This window comes from Bradyrhizobium sp. CCGUVB23 (assembly GCF_024199885.1).
Classification (GTDB): Bacteria; Pseudomonadota; Alphaproteobacteria; order Rhizobiales; family Xanthobacteraceae; genus Bradyrhizobium.
Genome location: NZ_JANADQ010000001.1, coordinates 6,323,744 through 6,346,281 on the forward strand (window position 1 = coordinate 6,323,744; position 22,538 = coordinate 6,346,281).

At 64.4% G+C, this 22,538-nt stretch carries 31 protein-coding genes, 1 pseudogene and 1 riboswitch; of the genes and pseudogenes, 12 read left to right on the forward strand and 20 right to left on the reverse strand.

Going from position 1 to position 22,538, the window contains the following annotated elements; translation table 11 throughout:
• Positions 1–166: 166 nt before the first annotated feature.
• From NLN62_RS29185 to NLN62_RS29195, 3 genes are all read right to left on the reverse strand, one after another.
• Positions 167–772 (reverse strand): pyridoxamine 5'-phosphate oxidase family protein, encoded by a 606-nt coding sequence (locus tag NLN62_RS29185; RefSeq protein ID WP_254111155.1) that lies wholly within the window; start codon positions 770–772, stop codon positions 167–169.
• A gap of 236 nt (positions 773–1,008) precedes the next feature.
• Positions 1,009–2,070 carry an alpha/beta fold hydrolase gene (locus tag NLN62_RS29190; RefSeq protein WP_254111156.1) on the reverse strand — a complete coding sequence of 354 codons (1,062 nt, stop codon included), beginning with the start codon at positions 2,068–2,070 and terminating at the stop codon, positions 1,009–1,011.
• Positions 2,071–2,242: 172 nt separating this feature from the next.
• Entirely contained in the window at positions 2,243–2,650 is a 408-nt protein-coding gene (locus NLN62_RS29195) for a nuclear transport factor 2 family protein (protein WP_254111157.1), read from the reverse strand.
• Positions 2,651–2,793: 143 nt separating this feature from the next.
• Here NLN62_RS29195 and NLN62_RS29200 point away from each other — a divergent pair, with 143 nt between their 5' ends.
• The 4 genes from NLN62_RS29200 (at position 2,794) to NLN62_RS29215 (ending at position 4,154) form a co-directional block, all read left to right on the forward strand.
• Positions 2,794–3,297 carry a helix-turn-helix transcriptional regulator gene (locus tag NLN62_RS29200; RefSeq protein ID WP_254111158.1) on the forward strand — a complete coding sequence of 168 codons (504 nt, stop codon included), beginning with the start codon at positions 2,794–2,796 and terminating at the stop codon, positions 3,295–3,297.
• 7 nt (positions 3,298–3,304) lie between these two features.
• Positions 3,305–3,487 carry a hypothetical protein gene (locus NLN62_RS29205; RefSeq protein WP_254111159.1) on the forward strand — a complete coding sequence of 61 codons (183 nt, stop codon included), beginning with the start codon at positions 3,305–3,307 and terminating at the stop codon, positions 3,485–3,487.
• A 94-nt stretch (positions 3,488–3,581) separates the two neighbouring features.
• Positions 3,582–3,848: a DUF2277 domain-containing protein gene (locus NLN62_RS29210; protein WP_027522412.1), complete on the forward strand. Its 267-nt coding sequence runs from the start codon at positions 3,582–3,584 to the stop codon at positions 3,846–3,848.
• A gap of 75 nt (positions 3,849–3,923) precedes the next feature.
• On the forward strand, positions 3,924–4,154 hold the full coding sequence (locus tag NLN62_RS29215; protein WP_245287991.1) for a hypothetical protein: 231 nt from the start codon (positions 3,924–3,926) through the stop codon (positions 4,152–4,154).
• 13 nt (positions 4,155–4,167) lie between these two features.
• On the opposite strand, the gene NLN62_RS29220 is transcribed toward NLN62_RS29215, so the two are convergent.
• From NLN62_RS29220 to NLN62_RS29230, 3 genes are all read right to left on the reverse strand, one after another.
• Positions 4,168–4,692 (reverse strand): collagen-like protein, encoded by a 525-nt coding sequence (locus NLN62_RS29220; RefSeq protein WP_254111160.1) that lies wholly within the window; start codon positions 4,690–4,692, stop codon positions 4,168–4,170.
• A 121-nt stretch (positions 4,693–4,813) separates the two neighbouring features.
• Positions 4,814–5,062: a helix-turn-helix domain-containing protein gene (locus NLN62_RS29225; protein WP_027522409.1), complete on the reverse strand. Its 249-nt coding sequence runs from the start codon at positions 5,060–5,062 to the stop codon at positions 4,814–4,816.
• A 183-nt stretch (positions 5,063–5,245) separates the two neighbouring features.
• Positions 5,246–6,013: an SDR family NAD(P)-dependent oxidoreductase gene (locus tag NLN62_RS29230; RefSeq protein WP_254111161.1), complete on the reverse strand. Its 768-nt coding sequence runs from the start codon at positions 6,011–6,013 to the stop codon at positions 5,246–5,248.
• Between NLN62_RS29230 and NLN62_RS29235 the strand changes: the two genes are divergently transcribed.
• Positions 6,012–6,176 carry a hypothetical protein gene (locus NLN62_RS29235; RefSeq protein ID WP_254111162.1) on the forward strand — a complete coding sequence of 55 codons (165 nt, stop codon included), beginning with the start codon at positions 6,012–6,014 and terminating at the stop codon, positions 6,174–6,176. The genes NLN62_RS29230 and NLN62_RS29235 overlap by 2 nt on opposite strands.
• Positions 6,177–6,310: 134 nt before the next feature.
• Positions 6,311–6,799, forward strand: a complete 489-nt coding sequence (locus NLN62_RS29240; protein WP_027522407.1) for a J domain-containing protein — start codon at positions 6,311–6,313, stop codon at positions 6,797–6,799.
• Between the two features lie 4 nt (positions 6,800–6,803).
• Here the strand turns inward: NLN62_RS29240 and NLN62_RS29245 are convergent, their stop codons facing one another.
• The 4 genes from NLN62_RS29245 to NLN62_RS29260 form a co-directional block, all read right to left on the reverse strand.
• Positions 6,804–7,445, reverse strand: coding sequence for a hypothetical protein (locus NLN62_RS29245; protein ID WP_027522406.1), 642 nt, complete (start codon positions 7,443–7,445; stop codon positions 6,804–6,806).
• Between the two features lie 91 nt (positions 7,446–7,536).
• Positions 7,537–7,791 (reverse strand): hypothetical protein, encoded by a 255-nt coding sequence (locus NLN62_RS29250; RefSeq protein ID WP_027522405.1) that lies wholly within the window; start codon positions 7,789–7,791, stop codon positions 7,537–7,539.
• Between the two features lie 249 nt (positions 7,792–8,040).
• The gene (locus NLN62_RS29255; protein ID WP_254111163.1) at positions 8,041–8,298 is read right to left on the reverse strand and encodes a hypothetical protein; all 258 of its coding nucleotides are present in this window, start codon (positions 8,296–8,298) and stop codon (positions 8,041–8,043) included.
• A 292-nt stretch (positions 8,299–8,590) separates the two neighbouring features.
• A complete protein-coding gene (locus NLN62_RS29260; protein ID WP_027522403.1) occupies positions 8,591–8,974 on the reverse strand; it encodes a RidA family protein in 384 nt (127 codons plus the stop codon).
• 389 nt (positions 8,975–9,363) lie between these two features.
• Between NLN62_RS29260 and NLN62_RS29265 the strand changes: the two genes are divergently transcribed.
• Positions 9,364–9,798, forward strand: coding sequence for a hypothetical protein (locus NLN62_RS29265; protein WP_027522402.1), 435 nt, complete (start codon positions 9,364–9,366; stop codon positions 9,796–9,798).
• Positions 9,799–9,939: 141 nt separating this feature from the next.
• Here NLN62_RS29265 and NLN62_RS29270 read toward each other — a convergent pair whose 3' ends face one another.
• The gene (locus NLN62_RS29270) at positions 9,940–10,632 is read right to left on the reverse strand and encodes a glutathione S-transferase family protein (protein WP_254111164.1); all 693 of its coding nucleotides are present in this window, start codon (positions 10,630–10,632) and stop codon (positions 9,940–9,942) included.
• A gap of 151 nt (positions 10,633–10,783) precedes the next feature.
• Between NLN62_RS29270 and NLN62_RS29275 the strand changes: the two are divergent.
• Positions 10,784–11,195 (forward strand): annotated as a pseudogene (locus NLN62_RS29275) (VOC family protein).
• 167 nt (positions 11,196–11,362) lie between these two features.
• On the opposite strand, the gene NLN62_RS29280 reads toward NLN62_RS29275, so the two are convergent.
• Entirely contained in the window at positions 11,363–11,905 is a 543-nt protein-coding gene (locus tag NLN62_RS29280) for a mismatch-specific DNA-glycosylase (RefSeq protein ID WP_254111165.1), read from the reverse strand.
• 99 nt (positions 11,906–12,004) lie between these two features.
• On the opposite strand from NLN62_RS29280, the gene NLN62_RS29285 reads away from it, so the two are divergent.
• Positions 12,005–12,550 (forward strand): phosphohydrolase, encoded by a 546-nt coding sequence (locus NLN62_RS29285; RefSeq protein WP_254113745.1) that lies wholly within the window; start codon positions 12,005–12,007, stop codon positions 12,548–12,550.
• 236 nt (positions 12,551–12,786) lie between these two features.
• Here the strand turns inward: NLN62_RS29285 and thiC are convergent, their stop codons facing one another.
• From thiC to NLN62_RS29315, 6 genes are all read right to left on the reverse strand, one after another.
• Entirely contained in the window at positions 12,787–14,685 is a 1,899-nt protein-coding gene (gene thiC / locus NLN62_RS29290) for a phosphomethylpyrimidine synthase ThiC (RefSeq protein WP_254111166.1), read from the reverse strand.
• Positions 14,686–14,819: 134 nt separating this feature from the next.
• Complete coding sequence (locus NLN62_RS29295; RefSeq protein ID WP_027522397.1) at positions 14,820–15,431, reverse strand: thiamine phosphate synthase; 612 nt, start codon at positions 15,429–15,431, stop codon at positions 14,820–14,822.
• The gene (locus tag NLN62_RS29300) at positions 15,418–16,200 is read right to left on the reverse strand and encodes a thiazole synthase (protein ID WP_254111167.1); all 783 of its coding nucleotides are present in this window, start codon (positions 16,198–16,200) and stop codon (positions 15,418–15,420) included. The genes NLN62_RS29295 and NLN62_RS29300 overlap by 14 nt, the downstream gene beginning before the upstream one ends.
• A 141-nt stretch (positions 16,201–16,341) precedes the next feature.
• Positions 16,342–16,539 carry a sulfur carrier protein ThiS gene (gene thiS / locus NLN62_RS29305; RefSeq protein WP_027522395.1) on the reverse strand — a complete coding sequence of 66 codons (198 nt, stop codon included), beginning with the start codon at positions 16,537–16,539 and terminating at the stop codon, positions 16,342–16,344.
• Positions 16,530–17,540: an FAD-dependent oxidoreductase gene (locus NLN62_RS29310; RefSeq protein WP_254111168.1), complete on the reverse strand. Its 1,011-nt coding sequence runs from the start codon at positions 17,538–17,540 to the stop codon at positions 16,530–16,532. Before NLN62_RS29310 ends, thiS begins: the two co-directional genes overlap by 10 nt.
• Positions 17,528–17,656: riboswitch (TPP riboswitch) on the reverse strand. (Overlaps the previous gene by 13 nt.)
• Before the next feature lie 134 nt (positions 17,657–17,790).
• Positions 17,791–18,321, reverse strand: a complete 531-nt coding sequence (locus NLN62_RS29315) for a transglycosylase SLT domain-containing protein (RefSeq protein WP_027522393.1) — start codon at positions 18,319–18,321, stop codon at positions 17,791–17,793.
• 240 nt (positions 18,322–18,561) lie between these two features.
• On the opposite strand from NLN62_RS29315, the gene NLN62_RS29320 reads away from it, so the two are divergent.
• The gene (locus NLN62_RS29320) at positions 18,562–18,780 is read left to right on the forward strand and encodes a hypothetical protein (protein ID WP_156944220.1); all 219 of its coding nucleotides are present in this window, start codon (positions 18,562–18,564) and stop codon (positions 18,778–18,780) included.
• Between the two features lie 55 nt (positions 18,781–18,835).
• On the opposite strand, the gene NLN62_RS29325 is transcribed toward NLN62_RS29320, so the two are convergent.
• Together NLN62_RS29325 and NLN62_RS29330 are read right to left on the reverse strand one after the other, a co-directional pair.
• The gene (locus tag NLN62_RS29325; RefSeq protein ID WP_027522391.1) at positions 18,836–20,164 is read right to left on the reverse strand and encodes an ATP-binding protein; all 1,329 of its coding nucleotides are present in this window, start codon (positions 20,162–20,164) and stop codon (positions 18,836–18,838) included.
• Between the two features lie 16 nt (positions 20,165–20,180).
• The gene (locus tag NLN62_RS29330) at positions 20,181–20,921 is read right to left on the reverse strand and encodes a response regulator (RefSeq protein ID WP_027522390.1); all 741 of its coding nucleotides are present in this window, start codon (positions 20,919–20,921) and stop codon (positions 20,181–20,183) included.
• A 181-nt stretch (positions 20,922–21,102) separates the two neighbouring features.
• Here NLN62_RS29330 and NLN62_RS29335 point away from each other — a divergent pair, with 181 nt between their 5' ends.
• Both NLN62_RS29335 and NLN62_RS29340 read left to right on the forward strand, forming a co-directional pair.
• Positions 21,103–21,696, forward strand: a complete 594-nt coding sequence (locus NLN62_RS29335) for a hypothetical protein (RefSeq protein ID WP_027522389.1) — start codon at positions 21,103–21,105, stop codon at positions 21,694–21,696.
• Positions 21,697–21,930: 234 nt separating this feature from the next.
• Positions 21,931–22,473: a PRC-barrel domain-containing protein gene (locus tag NLN62_RS29340; RefSeq protein ID WP_027522388.1), complete on the forward strand. Its 543-nt coding sequence runs from the start codon at positions 21,931–21,933 to the stop codon at positions 22,471–22,473.
• Positions 22,474–22,538: the final 65 nt, after the last annotated feature.

Below are 22,538 nucleotides of genomic sequence, written 5' to 3' on the forward strand. Positions count from 1 at the left end.
CGCGAACTGGCAATTTTGCCAGTCTTCATCAAAGTGCTGCTTGTGCTTATCGCGACGAGCGCAAGCGCTCGCGCGGGGGGCCCGGATCTGCGCTCGCTCTGGACAAACGCTCCGCGTTTTCCAGGAGCTCGCTTGTCCGGGACGACACCGTAATCGTTATGGCAAGCTACAGCTGCGTCTTGTAGCGCGCTTCCACTATGTCCTGGCTCTCCGGCTCGCCCAAGCCCGTCTGGTCGTGAATGACCTCGACGATGCTCGGCATCACCGCGCGCTGCACCTTCACCTCCGGCGACCACAGCTTTGAGCGCATCAAGGCTTTGCCACAGTGGAAGTAGACCTCGCTCACCGTGACGCTGAGCACCGCGCGCGGCGGTTTGCCGAACTCGACCATCGAGCCGAGCAGCTCCGGATCGGCGGACAGCGTGCCGCGTCCGCCGACGCGCAGCGTCTCGTCGATGCCTGGCACGAAGAACAGCAGGTGCACGAAGCTCGAGCCTTCGACGACATTCCTGAGACTGTCGATCCGGTTGTTGCCGGAACGATCGGGCATCAGCAACTGGTTGGGGCCCGCGACATGGACGAAGCCGGGACCGCCGCCGCGCGGCGAGGCATCGACGCTGCCATCAGCGCCTGACGTCGCCAGCACGCAGAACGGCGACATCTCGATGAACTTCCTGGCATGCACGTCGATCGCGGGCCGCGCTTTCGCGATCACGCGCGGGCTCGGTTTCGGATAGATGGTGGCGAGGTCTTCGGCGCAAAGATCGGTCAACGGCGTGCCTCCGTTTGAGCTGCGCCTCAAACTACCTGATCGGGTTGCTCTCAGCTAACGAAATCCGGCATGTCATGATGCGCTAGACAGCATCTGCCGGCACAAAGCAGCTGATGATGATGCGGCCCGATGGTGTACGTACCACACCACGGCCTGACCGACGGGATTGCCACGATCGCGGCGGCGCGCATGCGCGGCGGTTGATGCGATGCGAAATCAACGGCGGCGCACCGCTTTCACATCGCCCGCTGCGGGGCGGTCTGGAGCAATTGCCGGAGTTGCTCGACGTAGAACTTTGCGTTGCCGGTGGTGCCGTGGCCGCGCGTCTCCGTGCTCGCAGGGATTAGGTACAGGCGGCCGTTCTTGACCCGCTTCATCGCCGCTTCAGTGACGCCCGTCTCTGGCGGATTGCGCTCGTCGTCAGCAGCGTTGATCAGCAGCAGCGGCGCCTCGATCCGCTCCAGCGGCTCCGAGGCATTGTAGTCGTGCGAGGATTCCCACTGCCAGACGAAATCATTGGCATCCGCGGTGATTGGTGCAGCGAGCCGTTCGTCGACCATCTTGTCGGCCTTCGCCGCCGTCGGCGCCTGGGCCTGATAGGCGAGCGTCCCGCCGATGCTGGCGATGCCATAGGCGACGATGGCGTATTTCATCATCCGCGGCTGGCTCGTGTAATTGCCGCCGTTGTAGTCGGGATCGCTGCGGATGGTGTCGAGCATGATCCGCCGCATCATCCAGTTGCGCGATGCCATCTCGGTCGGCTGCGAGGCCATCGGCACCAGCGCATCCATGCTTTGCGGATATTTCTCGCCCCACAGCCAGGTCTGCATGCCGCCCATGGAATTGCCGATCACGAGGCGCAAGTGCTTGATACCGAGTCCTTCCGTCACGAGGCGGTACTGCGCCGCGACCATGTCGTCGTAATCATATTTTGGAAAGCTCGTCTTCATCCCGTCCGACGGTTTTGACGATTTACCATGGCCGACCGCATCGGGAATGATGATGTAATATTTCGACGCATCGAGCGGCTGCCCGGCGCCGAACAATTCGCCCGCGAAGGCCGGCGTCAGCATGCCCGCGGCCGATTGGCCGGTGCCGTGCAGCACCAGCACGGGCTGCCCGGTCGGCTCGCCGATCGTGGTGTAGTGCAGCTTCAGCTCCGCCATGGTCTCGCCGGTGTGGAACTTGAAATCCCTGGCGACCCAGTCGCCCTGCTTCGGGGCTGGATAGTCGGCGGCCATCGCCGACATCGAAATTGACAGCAGGCCGGCCGACAGCGCCGCGCACGAAGCTTTCATGGTTCTCTCTCTCTCCTGTGCAGCTCGCTTCATTCGGGCCGCTTCGAGGGCGATCCTAACAGCATCGCCCCGAGGGTCAGAGCGGATACAAGGCCGGCCGTCAAAACGTTTTTTGCGGCGATGCATCGCCAAAACGGAAATATTTAGGCAGCCGGCGAACGAGCCCGCCGACTCATTCGTGCTTGAGAAAACCGAGCGCGTACCAGCCCCAATAAACCCTGTGGCGCTGTATCAGGCCCTTGTCGATCTCCATGATCTCGACCAGCTCCATCTGGTCGCCGTCGGGAGAGACGCGTGGATATTCCCAGGTGACGATACGGCCGTCCGTGAAAAAGCCTTGCTTGAAGCGCTTTCGCTGAGGCGGATTGGTCTGGAAAACGCGCGCAATGAAGCTGCGCAAATTGTCCTTGCCTTTGACGATGCCGATCGGGGTCTTCATGAGATGTCGGACCAGCGGGCTTTCGATGGATGCGTCATCGGCATAGAGCGCAAGCGATGCCTCAAGATCCTTGGCGCCAAGGGCTTCGTCCCACAGCTTGCATATGCGTTCTGCATCCCTTTGGTGGGCTTCGTTGATCATGGTGTAATCCTCTGGATTCGAGGGACATGTCCCAAGGATCGCAGAGGACGCGCCGCCAAAGTTTCACCGAATCCTGAAATGACCGCCTTTGGTATGATTGCGATGACGCGGCGGGGGGCCCAGATCAGGGTCGGGAGTATCTGATGATGGTCGCACGACGATCGGTTCAATCAGGGTTTTCGCGGCTCACAGAGGCTTTGAGCGATCCCGCGCGCGAAGCCATGGTGAGTGCGCTGTTCGGCGGCAAGGCGCTGCCCGCGGGGGAACTCGCATCGCTAGCCGGCGTGTCGCCGCAAAGCGCCAGCGCGCATCTCCAGAAGCTGACGGAGGCGCGGCTGCTTTCGGTGTGGCGGCAAGGTCGGTTCCGGTATTATCGGATTGCCGACGACGAGGTCGCGGGCCTGATCGAGAACCTCGTCAATGTCGCCATCAGGGCCGATCATGCCGAACGCATGCGAAGCGTGCCGACGCCACTCCGGCAGTCGCGGGCCTGCTATTGCCATCTCGCGGGTCAGCTCGGCGTCGCGCTGCGCGGACGGTCTGATGTGCCGCGAACTGATTGCGATGCGTGGCACAGAGGGCTCCCTCACCGAGCAGGGCCTGGCCTGGTGTTGCACCGAGGAGATCGACTTCAAGCCGGGCCGTGATCCTCACATGCGCCTCTGCAACGATTGGACCGAGCGTGTTCCGCATCTAGCGGGCCCGTTTGCCAATGCGCTCCTGAAGCGGCTGGTCGAGACGCACGCGCTCGTGCCGCATTGCATTCCACGTGCTCTTCGTCTCACGCCGAAGGGGCGCGCCTTCTTCGAGCGGCTTCGCGTCCCCGTTCCGTTCTGACCCACCGTGGTGCCGATGACACCGGCGGACCCGGCATGTAGCATTGGGCTGACGCCGATCGTCCTCGAACCGAAGCGCCTTTCAGGAGGAACTTATGTGCCGCAACATCAAGACGCTGTTCAACTTCGAGCCGCCGGCGACGGAGGACGAGATTTACGCCAGCGCGCTGCAATTCGTGCGCAAGCTGTCCGGCTTCAACAAGCCATCGCAGGCCAATGAGGCGGCATTCGATCGTGCGGTGACGGAGGTGTCGGAGGCGGCGCGGCGGCTTCTGACCTCACTGCACACCCACGCGCCGGCGCGGGATCGCGCAGTGGAGGCCGAGAAGGCGAAGGAGCGCTCGCGGCTGCGCTTCAGCTAGCGGCCTACGTGACCTCTCTCACGGTCGAGGACCTCGCGACGCGCGAGGATGTTCGCCGAAGTTTTTGAGCAAACCGTGAGCATCACCATGAGCCGCCCCCTGATCTCTCTGAAAGCCGGTGCCGTCATCTTCATGGCGCTGTGGACCGCGTGGATGATGTGGTGGAGCGGTTCCTACAGCAGCGCCAATCTCGTCATCCTGGCGGCCTGCGGCGCGGCGGTCGGCTATGTCTGGTACCGCGCCATGCGCTGGCAGTTCGAGCGCATGGGCATGCTGCCGCAAAAGGATGATCGGTCCGCGCAGTAGGCGCGGTCAGCGCCTATTTGTCCTTGTTGCCGTGCTTCTTCTTTTTTTTCTTCTTTTTCCCGTGATCGTCGTCGCCATCCGGCGCGTCGCCGTCGTCATCGGCGAAGACGTCGGTCTCGCCATCGTCCTGGACGGCGACTTCCAGCGCCTCGCGCTCGGCGGCTTCGCGTTCGCGCTGCCGGCGCCGCTCGTCCCAGGCATCAAAAAGCTGCTCCAGCCATGGCAGCACCTGCTCGATTTGGGGCAACTGACTGGGCGGACCAGCCTCGCCGCGCGGGCCTTGCGGGCCAACGGGTCCCTGCGGTCCGGCAGGCCCCTGCGCTCCGATGGGGCCGCGCGGACCGGCCTCGCCCGGCTTGCCTTGCGCGCCCGGCTTGCCCTGCGGTCCGGCCTTTCCGACCGGGCCCGGCTTGCCCTGCGGCCCAGGCTTGCCGCGTGTACCGTCCGGGCCACGCCGCCCGGGATGTCCCTGCGGGCCCGGCCGTCCCGGCTCGCCCTGCCGCCCACGCGGACCCTGTCGCCCCTGATCGTCTGCCACGCCACTGCTCCTGATTCAGAAGCCCGTTAATTAGCGGCGTTTCACGACAGCAGCAATTGCGCGGGGTCGCTCTGGTGGCCTCGGTCAACATCAAAGGCGGATGGGGCTGTGGCCTCACGCTCTAATCGTGATAGGCGGGGACGTCGATGCCTTCGGCTGCGTAGATCCGGATCTTGTTGCGCAGCGTGCGCACGGAGAGGCCGAGCACGCGCGCGGCGCGCGTGCGGTTGCCGTCGCAGCGCGCGAGCGTCTGGAGCACGAGCTCGCGCTCGATCTCGCCGACGGTCGATCCAATCAGGAGCGGTACGATTTCATTGGGGGCAAGAGACTGCGCAGCCGACGAAGACGCAGCCGAGTGAACAATGGTCATTAACACACCTCCCGACCAACGCCCGCTTCCATCGATGGAAGCGGATCGAGAACAAACGACCCCCAAGCCGTAGTTCTACGGTGGGCGGGTTTGGTTAACGGATGGTTAACAACGGCGAAATGCTTGAATTCACCTTGGGATAACCGCAAAGCCGCCGCCATTGGCACAAGCTGCGTAGCCCGATCACACCGTCCTGTAGCCGCCATCCACCATGACGATCGAGCCGGTGACGAAGGCCGACAGATCCGACGCCAGGAAAATCGCAGGTCCGACGATATCCTCTGGCTTGCCGGTGCGGCCGAGCGGCGTGTGATCGACGAAAGCCTGCACGAGCGCCGTATTGGTGGCGCGCACCTGGGCATTCAGCGGCGTCTCGATGAAGCCCGGTCCGATCGCGTTCACGCGGACGCCTTCCTTGCCGAGCTCGGCGGCGAGCGCCTTGGTGAAGCCGAGCACGCCGTGCTTGGAGGTGGTGTAGGCGGCCGAGCTCGGCGTGCGCAGATGCACGAAGGACTGGATCGATCCGATATTGACGATGCGGCCCTTCGTTGCCCGTAGCGGCGCGAGATAGGCCTGCGTCATGTTGAAGACACCGTTGAGATTCAGCGAGATGATGTCCTGCCAGTCCTTCGCAACCGTCTCGGCGTCCGCCGTGAATGCGTTGCGGCGTGTGATGCCGGCATTGTTGACGAGGATCGAGACCTGCCCGATCTTTTCCGCAACCTCCTTTGCCAGCGCAAAGCAGGCCTCGCGGCTGGTGACGTCGAGGGCAAAACTGTCGGCAGTTCCGCCGGCGCTGCGGATCGTGTCCGCAGTCTCCGCTGCCGCGCCCGCGTTGATGTCGAACAGCACCACGCGCGCCCCTTCGCGCGCATAGCCTGATGCGATCGCGCGGCCTATGCCGGAGCCTGCGCCGGTGATGACTGCGATGTGGTTGGCGAGCAGGGACATGGCGCTTCCTCGACGGTTTTTTTCTGGTGTTGCCGACAAGCTGATTCAAAACCGAACCAATCGAAACGCCAAGCCACCTTTGCGCGTTGCTGTCATCCCGTTTTGGATGCCGCGTGAATTGGACGAAGCGCGCGGCCGCGACACGCCGATCAGGCCTCATTGAGGAACCGGTGCCGGCAGGATGCGCGGAGATTCGTGCCGGATTCATGTCGAAGTTTCGCGAAAGGCTAACCCGAAATTAAGACGTCGGAAACGCCGCGCTTGGCATACTGGCTTTCGTTGCTAAGTGTTGCGCGCATGATGGATCGGATTGAATCCTGGAAGCTGGCCCTCGAACGCCTGCGGACCGCCCACACCGTCGATTGGGACGAGGCGGGCCGGCTTGCGGCCGAGATCGCCCGTGCGAGCACCGACACGACGCTGCGCCAGGCGGCCGAGCAGGCGATTCCGATCCTGCGCCAGGCCGCCCATGACGGGCAAGCCCACGACGTCACGGTCGCGGCGCAGCGCCGCCTCGGTGTCGTGCTCGAGGTGATCCACGGCCTGACCGCCCCGCGCTTCGGCCGCCGCAACGCGCTGCCGAAAAAGCTCACCAACGAAGAACGCGCGCGCCGCACGCTCGGCCTGCCGCTCGCGGTGCAGCTTACCTGCGATGACATCCACCAGGCCTATCGCCGTCTCGCCAAGACCATGCATCCCGACCGCGGCGGCAGCGAGCAGGCCTTCCTCGACCTCGCCGCCGCGCGGGATATTTTGATTCATCCCGGCGCGCACAAGGACGCGTGAGGCGTCAGCTTCTGTTCACGCAGCTCGGATAGGGCGCCTTCTCGCCTGCGACGATCGGGCAGAGGTCGATCGGGCGCAGCTCGCGCAGGCGCGCCGACCATTTCTCGTCATCGAGCGGCGGCTTGTCGGCGGCGGGTCCCCGCTCGGCCCATTGGATGGTGTAGTAGTCGGCGTCGCCCTTCATGGTGATCAAGAGCGCAGTTTCGCTGTGCCGGGCCGGGCCGGTGTCGACACTGCCGCAGCCGATCAGGGCGATGAATGCATCGAAGCCGCCGAATTTCGTTTTGCCAAGTCCCCTCGCGCCAAAACTCTCGGGGCAAGCGGACTTGAAGCCGTCCGCGATACTGCCGGCGAACCTTTCCGGGATAAGACCGGGATTACCGGAGACGCCTTTCTCGCCGGTCACCGTGATCATCTGCGTCCAGGCCTGCGCGCTCTCGCCCTTCAGCACGGCCTCGCGGATATAGTGGCCGCCCTTGGTGTTCTCGAACACCGCGGCAAAATTCGACGGCATCGCGAAGCTGACGAGCTGGCTGAAGATCGGCGAGATCACGCGGAAGGATTGCGGGGCCTGTGCTCGCGCCGGCATCGCCAGCCCCAGAAGCGACAGTCCGAAAACTGCGGCCTTCGTCATTGCGGTGCGCATCAAGCCGTCCCCCTTTGTCAAACATGCGAACGGGCAAGGACGCGGCTCGCGCCCTTGCCCGCTTCTCAAAGATCCGCCGATCAACGAAAGCTTAGAGGGTGCAGTGACCCTTCTTCAGCGCATGCTCCTTCAAAGCGAGCGCGTCGACGAAGGTCGGCACGGAGTGGCTGACGCGATGAAAGTCGGACGGCCACGGCGTGGTCGGAATGCTCTCGTCCCAGATCTGGCAGATGCCGGTGTTCTGCCAGCGGATCAGGTGATAGCCGGCGGCTTCAGCAGGGCTGGTGGCGACGAAGGCAGCAGCAGCAACGCCGACAGCGGCACACAGCATGGAAAAACGACGCATGGATAGCTCCTCAAATGAACGATGTGATGCTCCTCCCGACAATGTCTGGGGAGGCGTGGCGCGGGCCGTTTAGAGGGTGCGGCCCGGACAACAGGTGAGTAGTTCCCTGGGCGCAACAGGTTCAAAGCCGGTCGGCTGGAAATTGCAGGAATTTGGCTGAAAATGAGGGTTAACGAGACCGCCAACGAAAAGGCGGATGACGCTATCAGCGCATCCGCCTCGCAAAATCGATGATCTATCGCTTTCCGCTTACAGCGTGCAGCGGCGCTCGCCCCGCAGCTTGAGCTGCACGTCATTGGCGGCCGTGAAGGTCGGGAACGGCTTGCTGACCACCTTGTAGGTCGAGGGCCACTCCGTCGGCTTGTAGCGCAGGTCCTCGTTCCAGATCTGGCAGATGCCGGTGTTGTCCCAGCGGATCACGTAATAGCCGACCTTGGCGGACGCCGGCACGGCAAAGACCGACGAGGCGATGCCGGCAACGGCACAAACAGCAAGAACGCGACGCATTGAAATATATCCCCTTGTTGACGCGTGAAGTCCGCAAAACTCGTGCGGCAAAAGCCGGTGCGATGCAAGCCGATGCCGCCGCCGTTCACGCATATGTCAGGGGACCGGATGCGCAGAGCCTTCAGGTCGTGACGTGGCAACACATCGCTGCAACAATCTCGTCATTTGCGAGCGCAGCGAAGCAATCCAGAATCTTTCCGCGGCGACAGCCTGGATTGCTTCGTCGCAAGAGCTCCTCGCAATGACCATGGGGAGGCGCTGGTGCGCTGCTGCTTGCGCCGGCATCGGCTCGTCACTTCGCCAGCGACGCCACCGCCTCGATCTCGATCAGCATCCTCGGGTCCGGCAGCGCGTGGACCACGCAGGTGGTTCGCGCTGGATAGGGCGGCGGGCCGAACGCACCGGCATAGAGCGCATTCATCGCCGCGACGTCGGAGGCGCGCGTCAGCAGCACGTTGACCTTGGCGAGATCATGCACCGTCACGCCAGCTTCCGTCAGCACCCGCTTGATGTTGATGACGACATTGGCGAACTGGGCCTCGAAGCCTTCCGGCAGCGCGCCATGGGCGTCGAAGCCGGGGATGCCCGAGATGAACAGGAGGTCAGCGACGCGGGTGGCAAAGGAGAGCGGCGGCGCCTTGACGTGCGGCGGGGGCGGGAAATGCTGGATCGGCATGGGAGGCCTCCGAGCCCGAATTGCGGATTGCGGTAGCCTAGCTGCATGTGAGGGACTTGCAACGACATCCGCGCTTCTGGCGCCTCTCCACGGCCGGAAAGACCGCCGCGGCCCCGCTCCGATGAAAATGTCGAAAACAACCCCATGCAAAGCAGAGATGGGCGGAAAGGTGACATTCGGGAAGACCGAAAAGGCGGTTGACACGTCGGGCAAATCACCGGCAGAATTCTATCCTGGCACTCTTTCCTTCGCCTCTCCCGCAAGAACGGGGAGAGGGGACGCATTGTGCGTACTGCTGTCGCATCCGAACATTTTGCCGCCGCGATCCATCGGGTAGATTCGCGCGTCCTGATTCGCTTTCCCCCGCCAAACATTTCCGGAGCCACCTCATGAAGTTCGCATCCAGCTTTCGCGCCGCGCTTGTCGCCATCGCCGCTTTCGCCGGCCTCTCAACGGCCGCGCAGGCCGACAGCGGCTTCGTGACGCTCACGATCTACAAGGCGGGCTGGATCATCGGCGGCTCGGGTGGCTCGGGCGTGCTCAACTTCCGCGGCCGCGCCTATTCGCTCTCGACCGGCGGCCTCGACTACGGCCTCGTCTTCGGCGGCTCCAAGACCGTGCTGCGCGGCCGTGTCAGCAACATCAATCGCCCCTCGGACGTCGCCGGCGTCTACGGCGCCGCCGGTGCCGGCCTTGCAGTGGGTGCGGGTGCCCGCGCCATCGTGCTGACCAACCAGAAGGGCGCCGTGCTGGAGCTCTCCGGCACGCAAGTCGGCCTGATGGCGAATGCGGACCTCAGCGGCCTCGCGATCACTATGCGATAAGCGAGGCTGGGTTGTAGGGTGGGCAAAGGCGCGTCAGCGCCGTGCCCACCATCTTTCCTTGACTGAGACAGAAGTGGTGGGCACGCTTCCGCCTTCGCTCTTCGAGCTACGGCGGACAAGTCGCATTGCCCACCCTACGAACTACGAACCGACCGCCGCATGAATCCTTTCGCAATGCGCGACGAGATTTTCGTGCGCATCGACAAAGGCCTTCAGCGGCGTCGGGATCGGAAAGAAGTGGATGTTGGCGAGAAAGCCGTAGATGCCGGCATCGACGCTGGTGGGCGCCGGCCCATGCACGAAGCCTCCCGCCGGTACGATCTCGGCCAGCACCTCGAGATCGGCAAGCCCCCGCGCATAGGCCTGCTCGGGCGTGTAGCGGCCGATGCCCTGGAAATAATAGCGCTGCGCGTTGTAGGCCTTTGCCTTCTCCAGCCCCGCCGCATCCACTTTCGGATGCTGCGTCATGAACGCATCGCAAAACGCCTGGACATAGCGCTCGTCCTTCCAGCGCGAATACGACATCACCCAGTAGAGATCATCCAGCATGCGCGTGACGAGGAGATTGGTCCGTCGCTGCTCCGGTGACAGCGCGGCATCGATGGTCAGGCGATATTTCGCGATCGCATGCGCGATGATGGTCTCGCTGTCGCCGATCGTCTTACGGTCGTCGATGACATAAGGCAGCTGCCCCCGCGGCGCGGCGGAGGCATCGAACACGTGCTCGTGCACGAACGGCACGCCGGCAAGCTTCAGGAAGGCGTAGACCTTGAGGCCGTAGCCGTTGTTGTCGGCGACGCCGAAAAGTTGGGGGTAGGAATAGAGGGTCAGCATGGGTGGCGGCTCCTCGACGGACAACTCCGGGCCCATCATACAGGATGGCCGAAAAAAATGATCCCGTGCCCGTCGGATGTCGGACCTCTTGTTCGTCCTCCGGGCGGGCCCGCGCCTGCACGTCCCATCCCAGCATCAAGGATGCCGAAACATGACCTCCATCACGCCGTTTCTCTGGTTCGACAACAACGTCCCCGAGGCCGTCGCCTTCTACAAGTCGGTGTTCCCCAACGCTGAGGTCGAGACCGATCGAAGGGCAGCGCTTCAACGCACTCAATGGCGGGCCGCAATACCGCTTCAACGAGGCGGTGTCGTTCTTCATCAGCGTCGAGACCCAGGAGCAGGTGGACTATTTCTGGGCGAAGCTCACCGCCGACGGCGGCGCGGAATCCAATTGCGGCTGGCTCAAGGACAAGTTCGGCCTGTCCTGGCAGGTAATCCCGACCGCGTTCGGCCGCTACCTCGGCGACCCCGATCGCACCAAGGCGGGTCGCGTCATGCAGGCCATGATGCAGATGAAGAAGATCGTGATCGCGGATCTGGACCGCGCGTATGCGGGATGAGGGGTGAGCGCGTGGCGGCACTGAGGAAGCCAAACCCTCATGGTGTGAGGAGGCGCGAAGCGCCGTCTCGAACCATGAAGGCCCGCACATCGCCCGCGGCCATCCTTCGAGACGACCGCGGAGCCTGTCATCGGGCCGCGCTTTGCGCGGACCCGGTGGCGGTCTCCTCAGGATGAGGTCTGTGCCCGTTGAACGTCCAACGAAGCGATCCACGCCGCAAGCTCACGCCAGGGCTGCAACGTCCAATGGCCGGACGCAGCGCCGGACGGCGAGGCGAGCACGAACACGTTGGGAAAGTGCCCGTCGCTCTGCTGCCTGCCCAGCGGGATTATCGCGGACGGCTTGCCGTAGAACAAGCTCGCAGCCTTCTTGCTCGTGAAGGCAATGGTCTTCGGACGATACCGCTCCATCTTGATCCGAAACCTCGCCACATCGATCGACTGAGCCGGAATCTGGTGGTCCATCCCGGCGCCCGACTTGGACAGATCGGTGAAGCCGATCCCAAGCTCGAGCAACGCGGCAAACTCGCTCGGCTGATAGCGGCGCGGCGTGATGCCGACCTCGTGGAGCGCGCGCCAGAAGCGGTTGCCGGGATGGGCGTAGTAGTGGCCGAGGGCGGCCGAGCGCGTGCTGGCGGCGGTGCCGACGAAGACGAGGCGGAGGTTGGTACGGAGTTGGTCGGGGAGGCGGTGCAGATCGCTGTCGGACATCGAAAAGGCCAATGAACTTGCATGCGACGGGCGAAACGTTCGTCCGGCGGCTCGGACCGACGGCTACCATTTCTACCCTTCGCGTCCTATACCCTGGTGATGAATCGCGAAGAATTGGCTGCCGCCTATGCGGCACCTGGCCGCCATTATCACAACCTCGCGCATATCGAGGACTGTCTTGCTGCGCTGGCGCAGGTGGAAGGGCTCTCAGTGCGCGAGCGCGAGGTCTTGTCGGAAGCGATCTGGTGGCACGACGTTGTCTACGATCCAATCCGATCGGACAATGAAGAGCTCAGCGCCGAACTGGCCGAACGGCACGTCGGCGTCCATCTTCGCCACGAGGTCGGTCGCTTGATCCGTCTGACGAAAACGCACGAGGTTAAGGCAGATGATCGCCTTGGGGCGGTCCTGATCTCGATCGACCTCAGCATTCTCGGCGCAGAGCCAGCGCGCTACGATGCCTATGCCGCCGACATCCGTCAGGAGTTCATCCATGTCAGCGATGCCGACTATCGCGCCGGCCGCGCCAGGGTGCTTCGCCAGTTCGCCGTCCGCCCGGTGATCTATCCCGATCCCGGCTTCGCCGCGATATATGATCGCCGCGCCCGCGAAAATCTCGCGCGTGAATTGGCGTCGTTGAGCTAAGGCTGCGTAGGGTGGATTAGCCGCTCACAAGCGCGGTCTTTCAACACGCGACGGCACAAGGCGTAACCCGCCACTTCTGGTGAGATTTCGGATGGCAAAGTGGTGGGTTACGCTACGCTAACCCACCCTACGAGCTGGCTTCTCCGCAGGCGTTAAACAGAAAGCCGGGCTTTCGCCCGGCTTCTTCACTTTCGATGGATGTTCGGGGCAAGCTCGGACATGACGAGCGGAGAGCCTCACAGCGCCCTGTTGCTCTCCTTCACCTTCTCCGCATCCAGATACACGCTTGAGCCCATCTCCTTGAACTTCTCGCTCATCTTGGCCATGCCGTCCTCGATGGTGCCGGCCATCGACATGCCGACATTGTTCGGATCGTTCAGCGTGGCCGCATAGTCGCGCACGTCCTGCGTGATCTTCATCGAGCAGAACTTTGGACCGCACATCGAGCAGAAGTGGGCGACCTTGTGGGCTTCCTTCGGCAGGGTCTCGTCGTGGAAGCTCTTTGCGGTGTCCGGATCGAGGCCGAGGTTGAACTGGTCGGTCCAGCGGAATTCGAAACGGGCGCGGGAGAGCGCGTCGTCGCGGAGCTGGGCGGCCGGGTGGCCCTTGGCGAGATCGGAGGCGTGGGCGGCGATCTTGTAGGTGATGACGCCGGTCTTGACGTCGTTGCGATCGGGCAGGCCCAGATGCTCCTTCGGCGTGACGTAGCAGAGCATGGCGCAGCCGAACCAGCCGATCATGGCAGCGCCAATGCCTGACGTGATGTGGTCATAGCCGGGTGCGATGTCGGTCGTCAGAGGCCCGAGGGTGTAGAACGGCGCCTCGCCGCACTCCTTGAGCTGCTTGTCCATGTTGATCTTGATCTTGTGCATCGGCACGTGGCCGGGGCCTTCGATCATGACCTGGCAGCCCTTGTCCCACGCGATCTTGGTGAGCTCACCTAGCGTCTCCAGCTCGGCGAACTGCGCACGGTCGTTCGCGTCGGCGATCGAACCCGGACGCAGGCCGTCGCCGAGCGAGAACGAGACGTCGTACTTGCGCATGAGATCGCAGATCTCGTCGAAATGCGTGTAGAGGAAGCTCTCTTTGTGATGCGCCAGGCACCACTTCGCCATGATCGAGCCGCCGCGCGAGACGATGCCGGTGACGCGGTTTGCGGTGAGGTGGATGTATTGCAGGCGCACGCCGGCGTGGATCGTGAAATAGTCGACGCCCTGCTCGCACTGCTCGATCAGCGTGTCCTTGTAGAGCTCCCAGGTGAGTTGCACCGGATCGCCGTTGCACTTCTCAAGCGCCTGGTAGATCGGCACGGTGCCGATCGGCACCGGCGAGTTGCGCAGGATCCATTCGCGCGTGGTGTGGATGTTGCGGCCCGTCGAGAGGTCCATCACGGTGTCGGCGCCCCAGCGGATCGCCCACACCATCTTCTCGACTTCCTCCTCGACCGACGAGGTCACCGCCGAGTTGCCGATATTGGCGTTGATCTTGGTGAGGAAGTTGCGGCCGATGATCATCGGCTCGAGCTCGCTGTGGTTGATGTTGCTCGGAATGATGGCGCGGCCGCGCGCGATCTCGGAGCGAACGAACTCCGGCGTGATGAAGGCCGGCACCGCGGCGCCGAAGCTCTCGCCGTCGGCCAGCGCCTGCTCCGCGCGCTCGAGCTGCTGCTTGCGGCCGAGGTTTTCACGCGCGGCGACGTAGATCATCTCCTTGGTGACGATGCCGGCGCGGGCGAATTCGAGCTGCGTGATCTTGTGGCCGTCGAGGCCGCGCAGCGGCTTGTGGTAAGCGCTGAACGCGCGCGCCGCCTTCTCGGTGGAGACGCCGCCATTGTCCTCCGGCTTGATCGTGCGGCCTTCATATTCCTCGACGCCGCCGCGCTCGAGCACCCAGGCCTTGCGGTTGCGGGACAGGCCCGCGTTGACGTCGATCGTGACGGAGGGATCGGTGTAGGGGCCGGACGTGTCATAGACCGGCAGGTTCGGCTCGCCTGCGCCTTCCGAGAGGATGATCTCGCGCAGCGGCACGCGCAGATCGGGCGCCGCTTCGGGCGAAGCAAAGATTTTTCGCGAGGAGGGCAGCGGGCCGGTGGTGACGGCTGGAACGGTCTTGTCGGGGTTGGAGCGGATGTTCATGGGATCCTCCTTATTCCTTTGATGTCATTCCGGACGGACCGCGATACGCGGTCCGATCCGGAATCTCGACGTTGTGGCGCGAGATTCCGGGTTCACGCTTCGCGTGCCCCGGAATGACGCTGGTGGAAAATTCTTCACGCAGCCTCCTTGCTACTAAGCCCGAGCCATTGCCGCACCCGCGCATCGGGGTCGGCGTTTTGCGTAACGTCGCTGACGACGGCGATGGAATCCGCGCCTGCCGCAAAAATCTCCGCGGCGTGCTCGAACTTGATGCCGCCGATCGCGACCAGTGGGATGCTGCCGATGCGCTTCTTCCATTCGGTGATTTTTGGAATGCCCTGCGGTTCGAAGCGCATCGATTTCAGCGTGGTGAAGAAGATCGGTCCCAGCGCGACATAGTCGGGCTCGGCCGCGAGCGCGGTCGCGAGCTCCGCGTCGTCATGAGTGGAGATGCCAAGCGTCAGGCCGGCATCGCGGATGGCCTTGAGGTCGGCGTCGACCAGATCCTCCTGGCCGAGATGCAGATGTTTTGCGCCGGCGACGATCGCCGCGCGCCAATAGTCGTTCACGACGAGCTTGGCTGGCGTGCCCTCAGTCAGCGCGAGCGCGTCGGTGACGATCTGGAGCGCCTCCGCGTCGTTCAGATTTTTCGCGCGGAGCTGGATCGTGCCGACGCCGAGCTTGGCCAGGCGCTCGACCCAGGCGAGGCTGTCGACGACCGCGTAGAAGGGATCAGGATACGGCATGCCAGAACGGGGTCCCAACGACGGGGGTTGACGGGGAGGCGAAGTCGCGGGCGTCCATCAGCCCGGCTTCATAAGCGGTGCGACCAGCCTCGACGCCGAGGCGGAAGGCGTTCGCCATCGCGACGGGATCGGCGGCTTTCGCGATCGCGGTGTTGAGCAGCACGGCGTCATAGCCGAGCTCGAGCGCGTGCGCCGCGTGGCTCGGTGCGCCGATGCCGGCGTCGACAACCAGCGTGATGTCCGGCAGCCGCTCGCGCAGCAGTTTCAGCGCGTCGCGATTGGTGATGCCCTTGGCGCTGCCGATCGGCGCGGCCCACGGCATCACCACCTTGCACCCGGCGTCGACCAGGCGGTTCGCGACGGAGAGATCCTCGGTGCAGTAGGGGAAGACCTCGAAGCCCTCCTTGATCAGGATGGCGGCGGCTTCAACCAGGCCGACGACGTCGGGCTGGAGCGTGTCGTTGTCGGCGATCACTTCGAGCTTGATCCAGGACGTTCCGAACAATTCGCGCGCGAGCTTTGCGGTGGTCACGGCTTCGCGCACGCTGCGGCAGCCGGCGGTGTTCGGCAGCACCGTGACGTCGAGCTCGCGGATCAGGTTCCAGAAGGCGTCCCCGGTCTTGCCGCCGGCGGCCTCGCGCCGCAGCGACACGGTGACGATGTTCGAGCCCGAGGCGCGGATCGCTCCTTGCATGATCGCAGGCGAGGGATAGAGCGCGCTGCCGATCAGGAGGCGGGAGGCGAAGGACTTGCCGTAGAAGGTCACCATGTGGGCTCTCCCGTCATTCCGGACGGTCCGCGGAACGCGGACCGATCCGGAATCTCGAAGTTGTTGCGCGAGATTCCGGGTTCACGCTTCGCGTGCCCCGGAATGACGGGCCAAACGGATGGAAAGAGTGCACCTGCATCCTTACCCTCCCTGCCGCGGCGTGATGATCTCGATCTCGTCGCCGGCCTTGAGGCTCGTCTCGGCCCAGCGGCTTTTCGGCACCACGTCGTAGTTGAGCGCGATGGCGAAATGCGTGCCTTCGTAGTCGAGCTCGGTGAGCAGCGCGCCGACGCTTGCCGAAATCACCTCGCGTTGCTCGCCGTTGATGATCACGCGCATTGCATCACCTCATTGTCGATCTGGCCGCGCTCGACGTAGGCGAGCGTCAGCTCGGCGAGCGCCGGCGCGATCAGGAAGCCGTGGCGATAGAGCCCGTTGACCGCGATCCTGTCGCCGCGAACGCCGATGCGCGGCAGATTGTCGGGGAAGGCGGGGCGAAGACCCGAGCCGAATTCGACGATGCGGGCTTCGCCAAAGGCCGGATGCACCGCATAGGCCGCGCCCAGAAGCTCCAGCGCCGAGCGGACGCTGACGCCGGTGTCCTCCGCCTCGATGGAGGTCGCGCCCAGCATGAACAGGCCCGCCTCGCGCGGGATCACGTAGAGCGGCCAGCGCGGATGGATCAGCCGCACCGGACGGGCAAGCTGGACCTCGTCGGTCTCGATCAGGATCATCTCGCCCTTGACGCCGCGAAGCTCGGGCGCCTCGTCGCGGGCTACGAGGCCGCGGCAGTCGATCACGATGCCGTCGAGATCCTTGGCGCTGACGTCGCTGGAAAACTTGATGGTGCCGCCGGCGGCGCGGATGCGCTCGTGCAGCTTCGGCAGCACGCGGCGCGGCTCGACATGGCCCTCGGTCGGGAAGAACAGCGCCTCGCGGAAGCGCCCTTCGAGCGACGGCTCGAGCGCGGCAAGGCCGGCGGCATCGAGCCGCTGATGGCCCTCCGTCATCCTCGCAAAGCGCTCGAAGTCGTTGCGCTCGCGCGGGAGCGCCACGACCAGCGAGCCGTTGAACGGCGTATCCGGCAATTCGCGCCGCCAGATGTCGAGGGAGCGCAGGCCCAGCCGGCTGATGATGGGCTCGGCGACCTCGGCCTCGCAATAGGGCGCGAGCATGCCGCCGGCCCAGTGGCTGGTGGCGTCCGTCATGGCCGCGTCACTGCGCTCGTGCAGAGTGACGGAATGGCCGGCCTGCGCGAACAACAGGGCCTGCCAGGCTCCTGCGATGCCTGCGCCGATGATGGAAACCGGTGAATCCGGTCGTTTGGTCGTCTGGTACATCCCTGTCCCTTCGCCGGCATGACCCGGATCAGGTTCAAAGGGTCACCGCGGTCCTGGGCGTTCCCACCCATTTAGCGGTATCTCAGCTCCTCCTCGGAGCTCCCCTCGGAACGGCGCTAATGTATGCCAGCGACGCTGTGTGTCAACGTGGTCGTCAAATCACCGTCATTCCGGGATGGCGCGCAAGCGCCAGACCCGGAATCTCGAGATTCCGGGCTCGGTCCTGCGGACCGCCCCGGAATGACGGTGACTAGTGGGGAACCTGCGCACGGGCGCTGGCGACGTTTCGCGCAATCCGCTTGCGCGGGGCGAACATCGGCTGCGGATTGCCGTTCGGCTCGAGCCAGGCGTTGCCGAACGCGTCCGCCTGCTGCGCCACCTGAAGCCGCTGCTGCTTTGCGGCGTAGTAATAGCCGCCTGCATAATAATGAATGGCTCGGCCGTAATCGCCATTGGCGGCGCGATAGGCGCCGGCGAGATATTTCACGGCATAGGTGAGATTGGTCTCGGGATCGCGCAGGCCGGCGGCGTCGCCGGTGTAGCCAACCCCGCGGGCGGTCGCGAGCTTGATCTGCATCAGCCCGATCGTGCCGCCATGGCCGATCAGATGCGGCTGATAGCGGCTTTCACGCATGATGACGCGATGCACCAGCGCTTCCGGCACGCCGTTCGCGCGCGCATGCGCCGCAACCATCTCGGCGTACTCTGCTTCGCCCGCGACTGCCGCGTGCGGCAATGACAGTCCGGCCGCAATTGCGGCGGCAACGATTAAAGTTTTCATCGAATATCTCTCGGTCTAAGTGACCTGCACTGTGCGCGTTAGGCCTGTGGAACACGGCGATGATGTGGCGAAACGTCGCCGTAAAATATTTCGGTCGCGACGTCGTCTTTACGACTTAAACATGCGTTAAGTTTTCCGCAGGTGAGGTGCAGCAGGCTGAGGCCGCACGCGACAGCGGGCCTGTCCATTCGCGCACCTGCCCAACAACAGATAAGAAACACACGTATCGGGAGACGTGCCATGACCCTGACGCACTCTGACCTGATTCAAGCGGACATCGGCGACATCCCCAGGCAGAATCCCTGTGCGCAATGCGGCACACCGATCGCGCATCCCGACTGGATCGAGCCGGGCAATGGCCGGGTCTCCTATCTCTGGAAATGCCGCGCCTGCGGCTATCGCTTCGAGGCGATCGCGATCTACGACGAGCCGGCGCACGAGCATGCGCTCGCCGCCTGAAGCGGCGCGCATAATCTCCTTACACCTCTCCCATGGGGAGAGGTGAAGCAGGCGCCTACGCTGCCAGGCAGTTCGGCTGCCAGACCGGCAGCTGCATGCGCACGATCAGGCCATTCGGCTGGCGGTCATGCAGCGACAGCTCGCCGCCATGGGCGATCGCGATCGCACGTGCGATGGAGAGGCCGAGCCCGAAGCCGGTGGTGTCGTCCATGTTGCGCGCGTCGTCGCCGCGCACGAACGGCTCCAGCATCGCCTGCTTGCGCTCGTCGGAAATGCCGGGACCGTCGTCCTCGACGTCGATGGTCAGCTTGGTGCCGGCGACGTCGAGGCGGATCGTGACCTCGGCGCCGTAGCGCACCGCGTTCTCGACGAGGTTGGTGACGCCGCGATGCAGGTCATCGGGCCGCGCCGCGGCGGTCGCCGAGGCGGGGCCGTCGTAATGCACGGTGTGGCCCATGTCGGCGAACTGATCGGCGATCAGCTGCAGCGTGCTTGCGATGTCGACCAGCGTCACCGCCTCGAGCCTGCGGTCGTTGCGCAGCAGCGACAGCACCGATTCCAGCATCGTGCGCATCTGGTCGAGATCGATCAGCATGCGCTTGCGGTTGCCTTCGTCCTCGATGAATTCAGCGCGCAGGCGCAGCCGCGTGATCGGCGTGCGCAGATCGTGGCTGATCGCCGCCAGCATTTTTGTGCGGTCGGCCATCAGTCCCGCGATCCGCTCCTGCATGCGATTGAGCGCGCGCGCGACGGAACGGATCTCCTCGGGCCCGCGCTCGGGCAGCGGCTCGGCGGTGCCGTCGAGGCTGAAACCTTCGGCGGCGCGCGCAAAGGATGACAGCGGGCGAGCGAGCGCATGCGCGGCCCACAAGCCCAGCATGGTGACGCTGATCAGCACGAACAGCAGCGTTATCATCCACGGCCCGCCCCAGAAGCGCGGCGGCCGCGGCCCCGGCTCGACACGACCGGCAATCATCGTGCCGTCGGGCAACTGGACGCCGACCCGGTGCTCGCCGCCCTCGGGCGATAGCGCCATCACCTTGTAGCCGTGACCGAGATGCCGGCGCATCCCGTGCAGGTGCTGGCCTTCGGTGTCCTCGATTGCAGCGGCCGCTCCTGGCGCGAGCTCGACGATGTCGAGCGTGGGAAACGCGCGGGCGATATCGGCGATCAGCCGCGGCCGCTCGCTCGCGCCTGCGCTGCCGAGCAGCAGGGCGGCATTGGCCAGTTGATGCGAGCTGTCCGGCGGCATCTCGGCGCGGTCCGGCCGGCTGATCAGGAAACTGCCGGTGAGGATCAGATGAAGCGCGATGATCGACGCAACGACGAGGGCGGCGATCTGTCCGCCGATGCTCCTGAGATGGAAGAACCCGAACAAACTCATGGCGGGCCGCTTTAGCTCAGCTGTTCAGGGGCGCCGCAACCGCTTCCGTCCTCGGCGTGAACAGATAGCCGCCCGAGCGCACCGTCTTGATGATGGTGGGATCCTGCGGGTTGGGTTCGATCTTGCGGCGGATGCGGCTGACCAGCACGTCGATGGAGCGCTCGAACGAGCCGGTGGCGCGGCCCTGCGTGAGGTCCAGCAGGCTGTCGCGCGACAGCACGCGGCCGGGCCGCTCGCAGAAGGTGCGCAGCAGGTCGAACTCCGCGCTCGTCATCGCGACGCGCGCGCCGTCGGGGTTGCGCAGCTCGCGCAGCCGCAGGTCGATGCGCCAGCCCTCGAAGGCCAGCGTGCTCGCGCCTTCGATGGAGCTGGCGGCCTGCGCCGCGGCCTGCCGGCGCAGTACCGCGTTGATGCGCGCCAGGAGCTCGCGCGGATTGAACGGTTTCGGCAGGTAGTCGTCCGCGCCCATCTCGAGCCCGACGATGCGGTCAACGTCCTCGCCGCGCGCGGTCAGCATGATGATCGGCGTCTGCGCCTCCGAGCGCACCTTGCGGCAGAGGCTTAAGCCGTCCTCGCCGGGCAGCATGACGTCGAGGATGATCAGGTCGACGCGATGGTCGGCCATCGCGCGCGTCATCTCGCGGCCGTCGCTGACGGCAGTGACGTTGCAGGCGTTGTTGCGCAGGTATTTCGCAATCAACGTCCGGGTTTCGCGGTCGTCCTCGACGACCAGGATGTTGGGCGAAGGAATGGCCATGTGCTCTGTTTGTCGGAGATTCGGTTTGAAGGGCGAAGTTTTTTGTTTCCGGATGTTTCTGAAGGCGCTTTCCGCAACGTCCGGTAACGTCCTGAAGGGGTGACGGCAAGGTCTCGTTAAGTCCGTTAACCATACCGTGACGCCGTCAGTTAAGGAACCCCGCAAAACCCACGGAGCCATCATGACTTCGATCTCGGCGGCCTCCGCCGGCACCTATCAGTCGCCGCTGCAGCGCTTGCAGCAGGAATTGCAGTCGGAGGTCTCGGCCGGCACGATCTCCTCGTCGGATCAATCCGCGCTCTCGACCGCGCTCACCGATATCGATTCGGCGATCCAGCAGAGCCGCTCGAGCGATGCGTCCAGCGGCACCTCATCCTCGCCAGAGGACATGAAGTCGAAGATCGACGACCTCATAGCCAATGAAGTCTCGAACGGCACGCTGACCTCCGACCAGGCCACCGAGCTGAAGGGCGTGTTCCAGTCCGCCTTCGCCAACGGCCCGGGCGGCGCTGGTGGTCCGGGAGGCGCGGGCGGACCGCCGCCCGGCCCGCCGCCGCCGGACGACAGCTCCTCCACCTCGTCCAGCTCCTCGACGGATTCGACCAGCAGCACCTCGAGCGACAGCACGACCACTGCAGAGATCCTCCAGCAATTCCTGCAGGCGCTCCAGCAATCGATGTCGTCGTCGACGTCGTCCTACGGCGCTTCCGGAAATGCAAACAGTTCGTCGAGCAGCTCGCAGATCTCCGCGCTGCTCATCGACTACAAGACCTGACCGCGACGCAGGTCGGCGCAGTCCCCGTCGTCTCTCACGCGTCTCCCAGGGCGCGTGACGAGTCGGCGGGGAACTGTGCGTGGCCTTCGCGTTCGATTCAAAATCTCTTCGCTGCGGAACTCGCTTCGCGATGCAACGCGCGCGAAACGCGCGACGAAATTGCCGCAGGTTTGGAACTGTCGGACGACGTGCGCGGTTTTCTCCACACAAGTTTTCGATGAAGGAGAGGACATCATGTTGATGAAATCGATCGCGGCCGGCCTTGCCGGTTCCGCGTTGCTTGTAACTGTCGCGTTCGCTCAGAATCCGACGACCACGACCGACAAGGCACCGAACGCGGCCGCCACGTCGACGGCAACGACGTCGGCCTCGGGTGACTGGCGCGCGTCGAAAGTGGTGGGCTTGAAGGTCTACAACGACGCCAATGAGAGCGTCGGCTCGATCAGCGATCTGTTGATGGACAAGAGCGGCAACATCAAGCTCGTCGTGCTCGGCGTCGGCGGCTTTCTCGGCATGGGCGAGCACCTCGTCGCGGTGCCGTTCGACAAGGTGAAGTTCTCGACCGAGCCGGTGTCCTATGGCACCGCAAGCAACACGAGCCCGCCTGGCGCAAACCCGGCCGGACGCCCCGGTTCGACCACGACCACAGGCGCTGCGCCAAGCACCGCGCCAGCTGCCCCGACGTCATTGGGGTCGAAGTGGTACCCGGACCACGCCATGTTCAACGCGACCAAGGACGAGCTGAAGAAGATGCCGGAGTTCAAGTACTCCGAGTAATGCGGCTCAGCTGACTTTCAAACGCAACGCGCCCGGTTTGTCCGGGCGCGTTGTCGTGTTTTTCT

What these genes read in the sequence shown, in the direction of transcription:
- NLN62_RS29190 (WP_254111156.1), bottom strand. Translation starts at nt 2,070, where the DNA reads ATGAAAGCTTCGTGCGCGGCGCTGTCGGCCGGCCTGCTGTCAATTTCG.
- NLN62_RS29195 (WP_254111157.1), bottom strand. Translation starts at nt 2,650, where the DNA reads ATGATCAACGAAGCCCACCAAAGGGATGCAGAACGCATATGCAAGCTG.
- NLN62_RS29200 (WP_254111158.1), top strand. Translation starts at nt 2,794, where the DNA reads ATGATGGTCGCACGACGATCGGTTCAATCAGGGTTTTCGCGGCTCACA.
- NLN62_RS29205 (WP_254111159.1), top strand. Translation starts at nt 3,305, where the DNA reads ATGCGCCTCTGCAACGATTGGACCGAGCGTGTTCCGCATCTAGCGGGC.
- NLN62_RS29210 (WP_027522412.1), top strand. Translation starts at nt 3,582, where the DNA reads ATGTGCCGCAACATCAAGACGCTGTTCAACTTCGAGCCGCCGGCGACG.
- NLN62_RS29225 (WP_027522409.1), bottom strand. Translation starts at nt 5,062, where the DNA reads ATGACCATTGTTCACTCGGCTGCGTCTTCGTCGGCTGCGCAGTCTCTT.
- NLN62_RS29235 (WP_254111162.1), top strand. Translation starts at nt 6,012, where the DNA reads ATGGCGCTTCCTCGACGGTTTTTTTCTGGTGTTGCCGACAAGCTGATT.
- NLN62_RS29230 (WP_254111161.1), bottom strand. Translation starts at nt 6,013, where the DNA reads ATGTCCCTGCTCGCCAACCACATCGCAGTCATCACCGGCGCAGGCTCC.
- NLN62_RS29240 (WP_027522407.1), top strand. Translation starts at nt 6,311, where the DNA reads ATGATGGATCGGATTGAATCCTGGAAGCTGGCCCTCGAACGCCTGCGG.
- NLN62_RS29245 (WP_027522406.1), bottom strand. Translation starts at nt 7,445, where the DNA reads ATGCGCACCGCAATGACGAAGGCCGCAGTTTTCGGACTGTCGCTTCTG.
- NLN62_RS29250 (WP_027522405.1), bottom strand. Translation starts at nt 7,791, where the DNA reads ATGCGTCGTTTTTCCATGCTGTGTGCCGCTGTCGGCGTTGCTGCTGCT.
- NLN62_RS29255 (WP_254111163.1), bottom strand. Translation starts at nt 8,298, where the DNA reads ATGCGTCGCGTTCTTGCTGTTTGTGCCGTTGCCGGCATCGCCTCGTCG.
- NLN62_RS29260 (WP_027522403.1), bottom strand. Translation starts at nt 8,974, where the DNA reads ATGCCGATCCAGCATTTCCCGCCCCCGCCGCACGTCAAGGCGCCGCCG.
- NLN62_RS29265 (WP_027522402.1), top strand. Translation starts at nt 9,364, where the DNA reads ATGAAGTTCGCATCCAGCTTTCGCGCCGCGCTTGTCGCCATCGCCGCT.
- NLN62_RS29270 (WP_254111164.1), bottom strand. Translation starts at nt 10,632, where the DNA reads ATGCTGACCCTCTATTCCTACCCCCAACTTTTCGGCGTCGCCGACAAC.
- NLN62_RS29280 (WP_254111165.1), bottom strand. Translation starts at nt 11,905, where the DNA reads ATGTCCGACAGCGATCTGCACCGCCTCCCCGACCAACTCCGTACCAAC.
- NLN62_RS29285 (WP_254113745.1), top strand. Translation starts at nt 12,005, where the DNA reads ATGAATCGCGAAGAATTGGCTGCCGCCTATGCGGCACCTGGCCGCCAT.
- thiC (WP_254111166.1), bottom strand. Translation starts at nt 14,685, where the DNA reads ATGAACATCCGCTCCAACCCCGACAAGACCGTTCCAGCCGTCACCACC.
- NLN62_RS29295 (WP_027522397.1), bottom strand. Translation starts at nt 15,431, where the DNA reads ATGCCGTATCCTGATCCCTTCTACGCGGTCGTCGACAGCCTCGCCTGG.
- NLN62_RS29300 (WP_254111167.1), bottom strand. Translation starts at nt 16,200, where the DNA reads ATGGTGACCTTCTACGGCAAGTCCTTCGCCTCCCGCCTCCTGATCGGC.
- thiS (WP_027522395.1), bottom strand. Translation starts at nt 16,539, where the DNA reads ATGCGCGTGATCATCAACGGCGAGCAACGCGAGGTGATTTCGGCAAGC.
- NLN62_RS29310 (WP_254111168.1), bottom strand. Translation starts at nt 17,540, where the DNA reads ATGTACCAGACGACCAAACGACCGGATTCACCGGTTTCCATCATCGGC.
- NLN62_RS29315 (WP_027522393.1), bottom strand. Translation starts at nt 18,321, where the DNA reads ATGAAAACTTTAATCGTTGCCGCCGCAATTGCGGCCGGACTGTCATTG.
- NLN62_RS29320 (WP_156944220.1), top strand. Translation starts at nt 18,562, where the DNA reads ATGACCCTGACGCACTCTGACCTGATTCAAGCGGACATCGGCGACATC.
- NLN62_RS29325 (WP_027522391.1), bottom strand. Translation starts at nt 20,164, where the DNA reads ATGAGTTTGTTCGGGTTCTTCCATCTCAGGAGCATCGGCGGACAGATC.
- NLN62_RS29330 (WP_027522390.1), bottom strand. Translation starts at nt 20,921, where the DNA reads ATGGCCATTCCTTCGCCCAACATCCTGGTCGTCGAGGACGACCGCGAA.
- NLN62_RS29335 (WP_027522389.1), top strand. Translation starts at nt 21,103, where the DNA reads ATGACTTCGATCTCGGCGGCCTCCGCCGGCACCTATCAGTCGCCGCTG.
- NLN62_RS29340 (WP_027522388.1), top strand. Translation starts at nt 21,931, where the DNA reads ATGTTGATGAAATCGATCGCGGCCGGCCTTGCCGGTTCCGCGTTGCTT.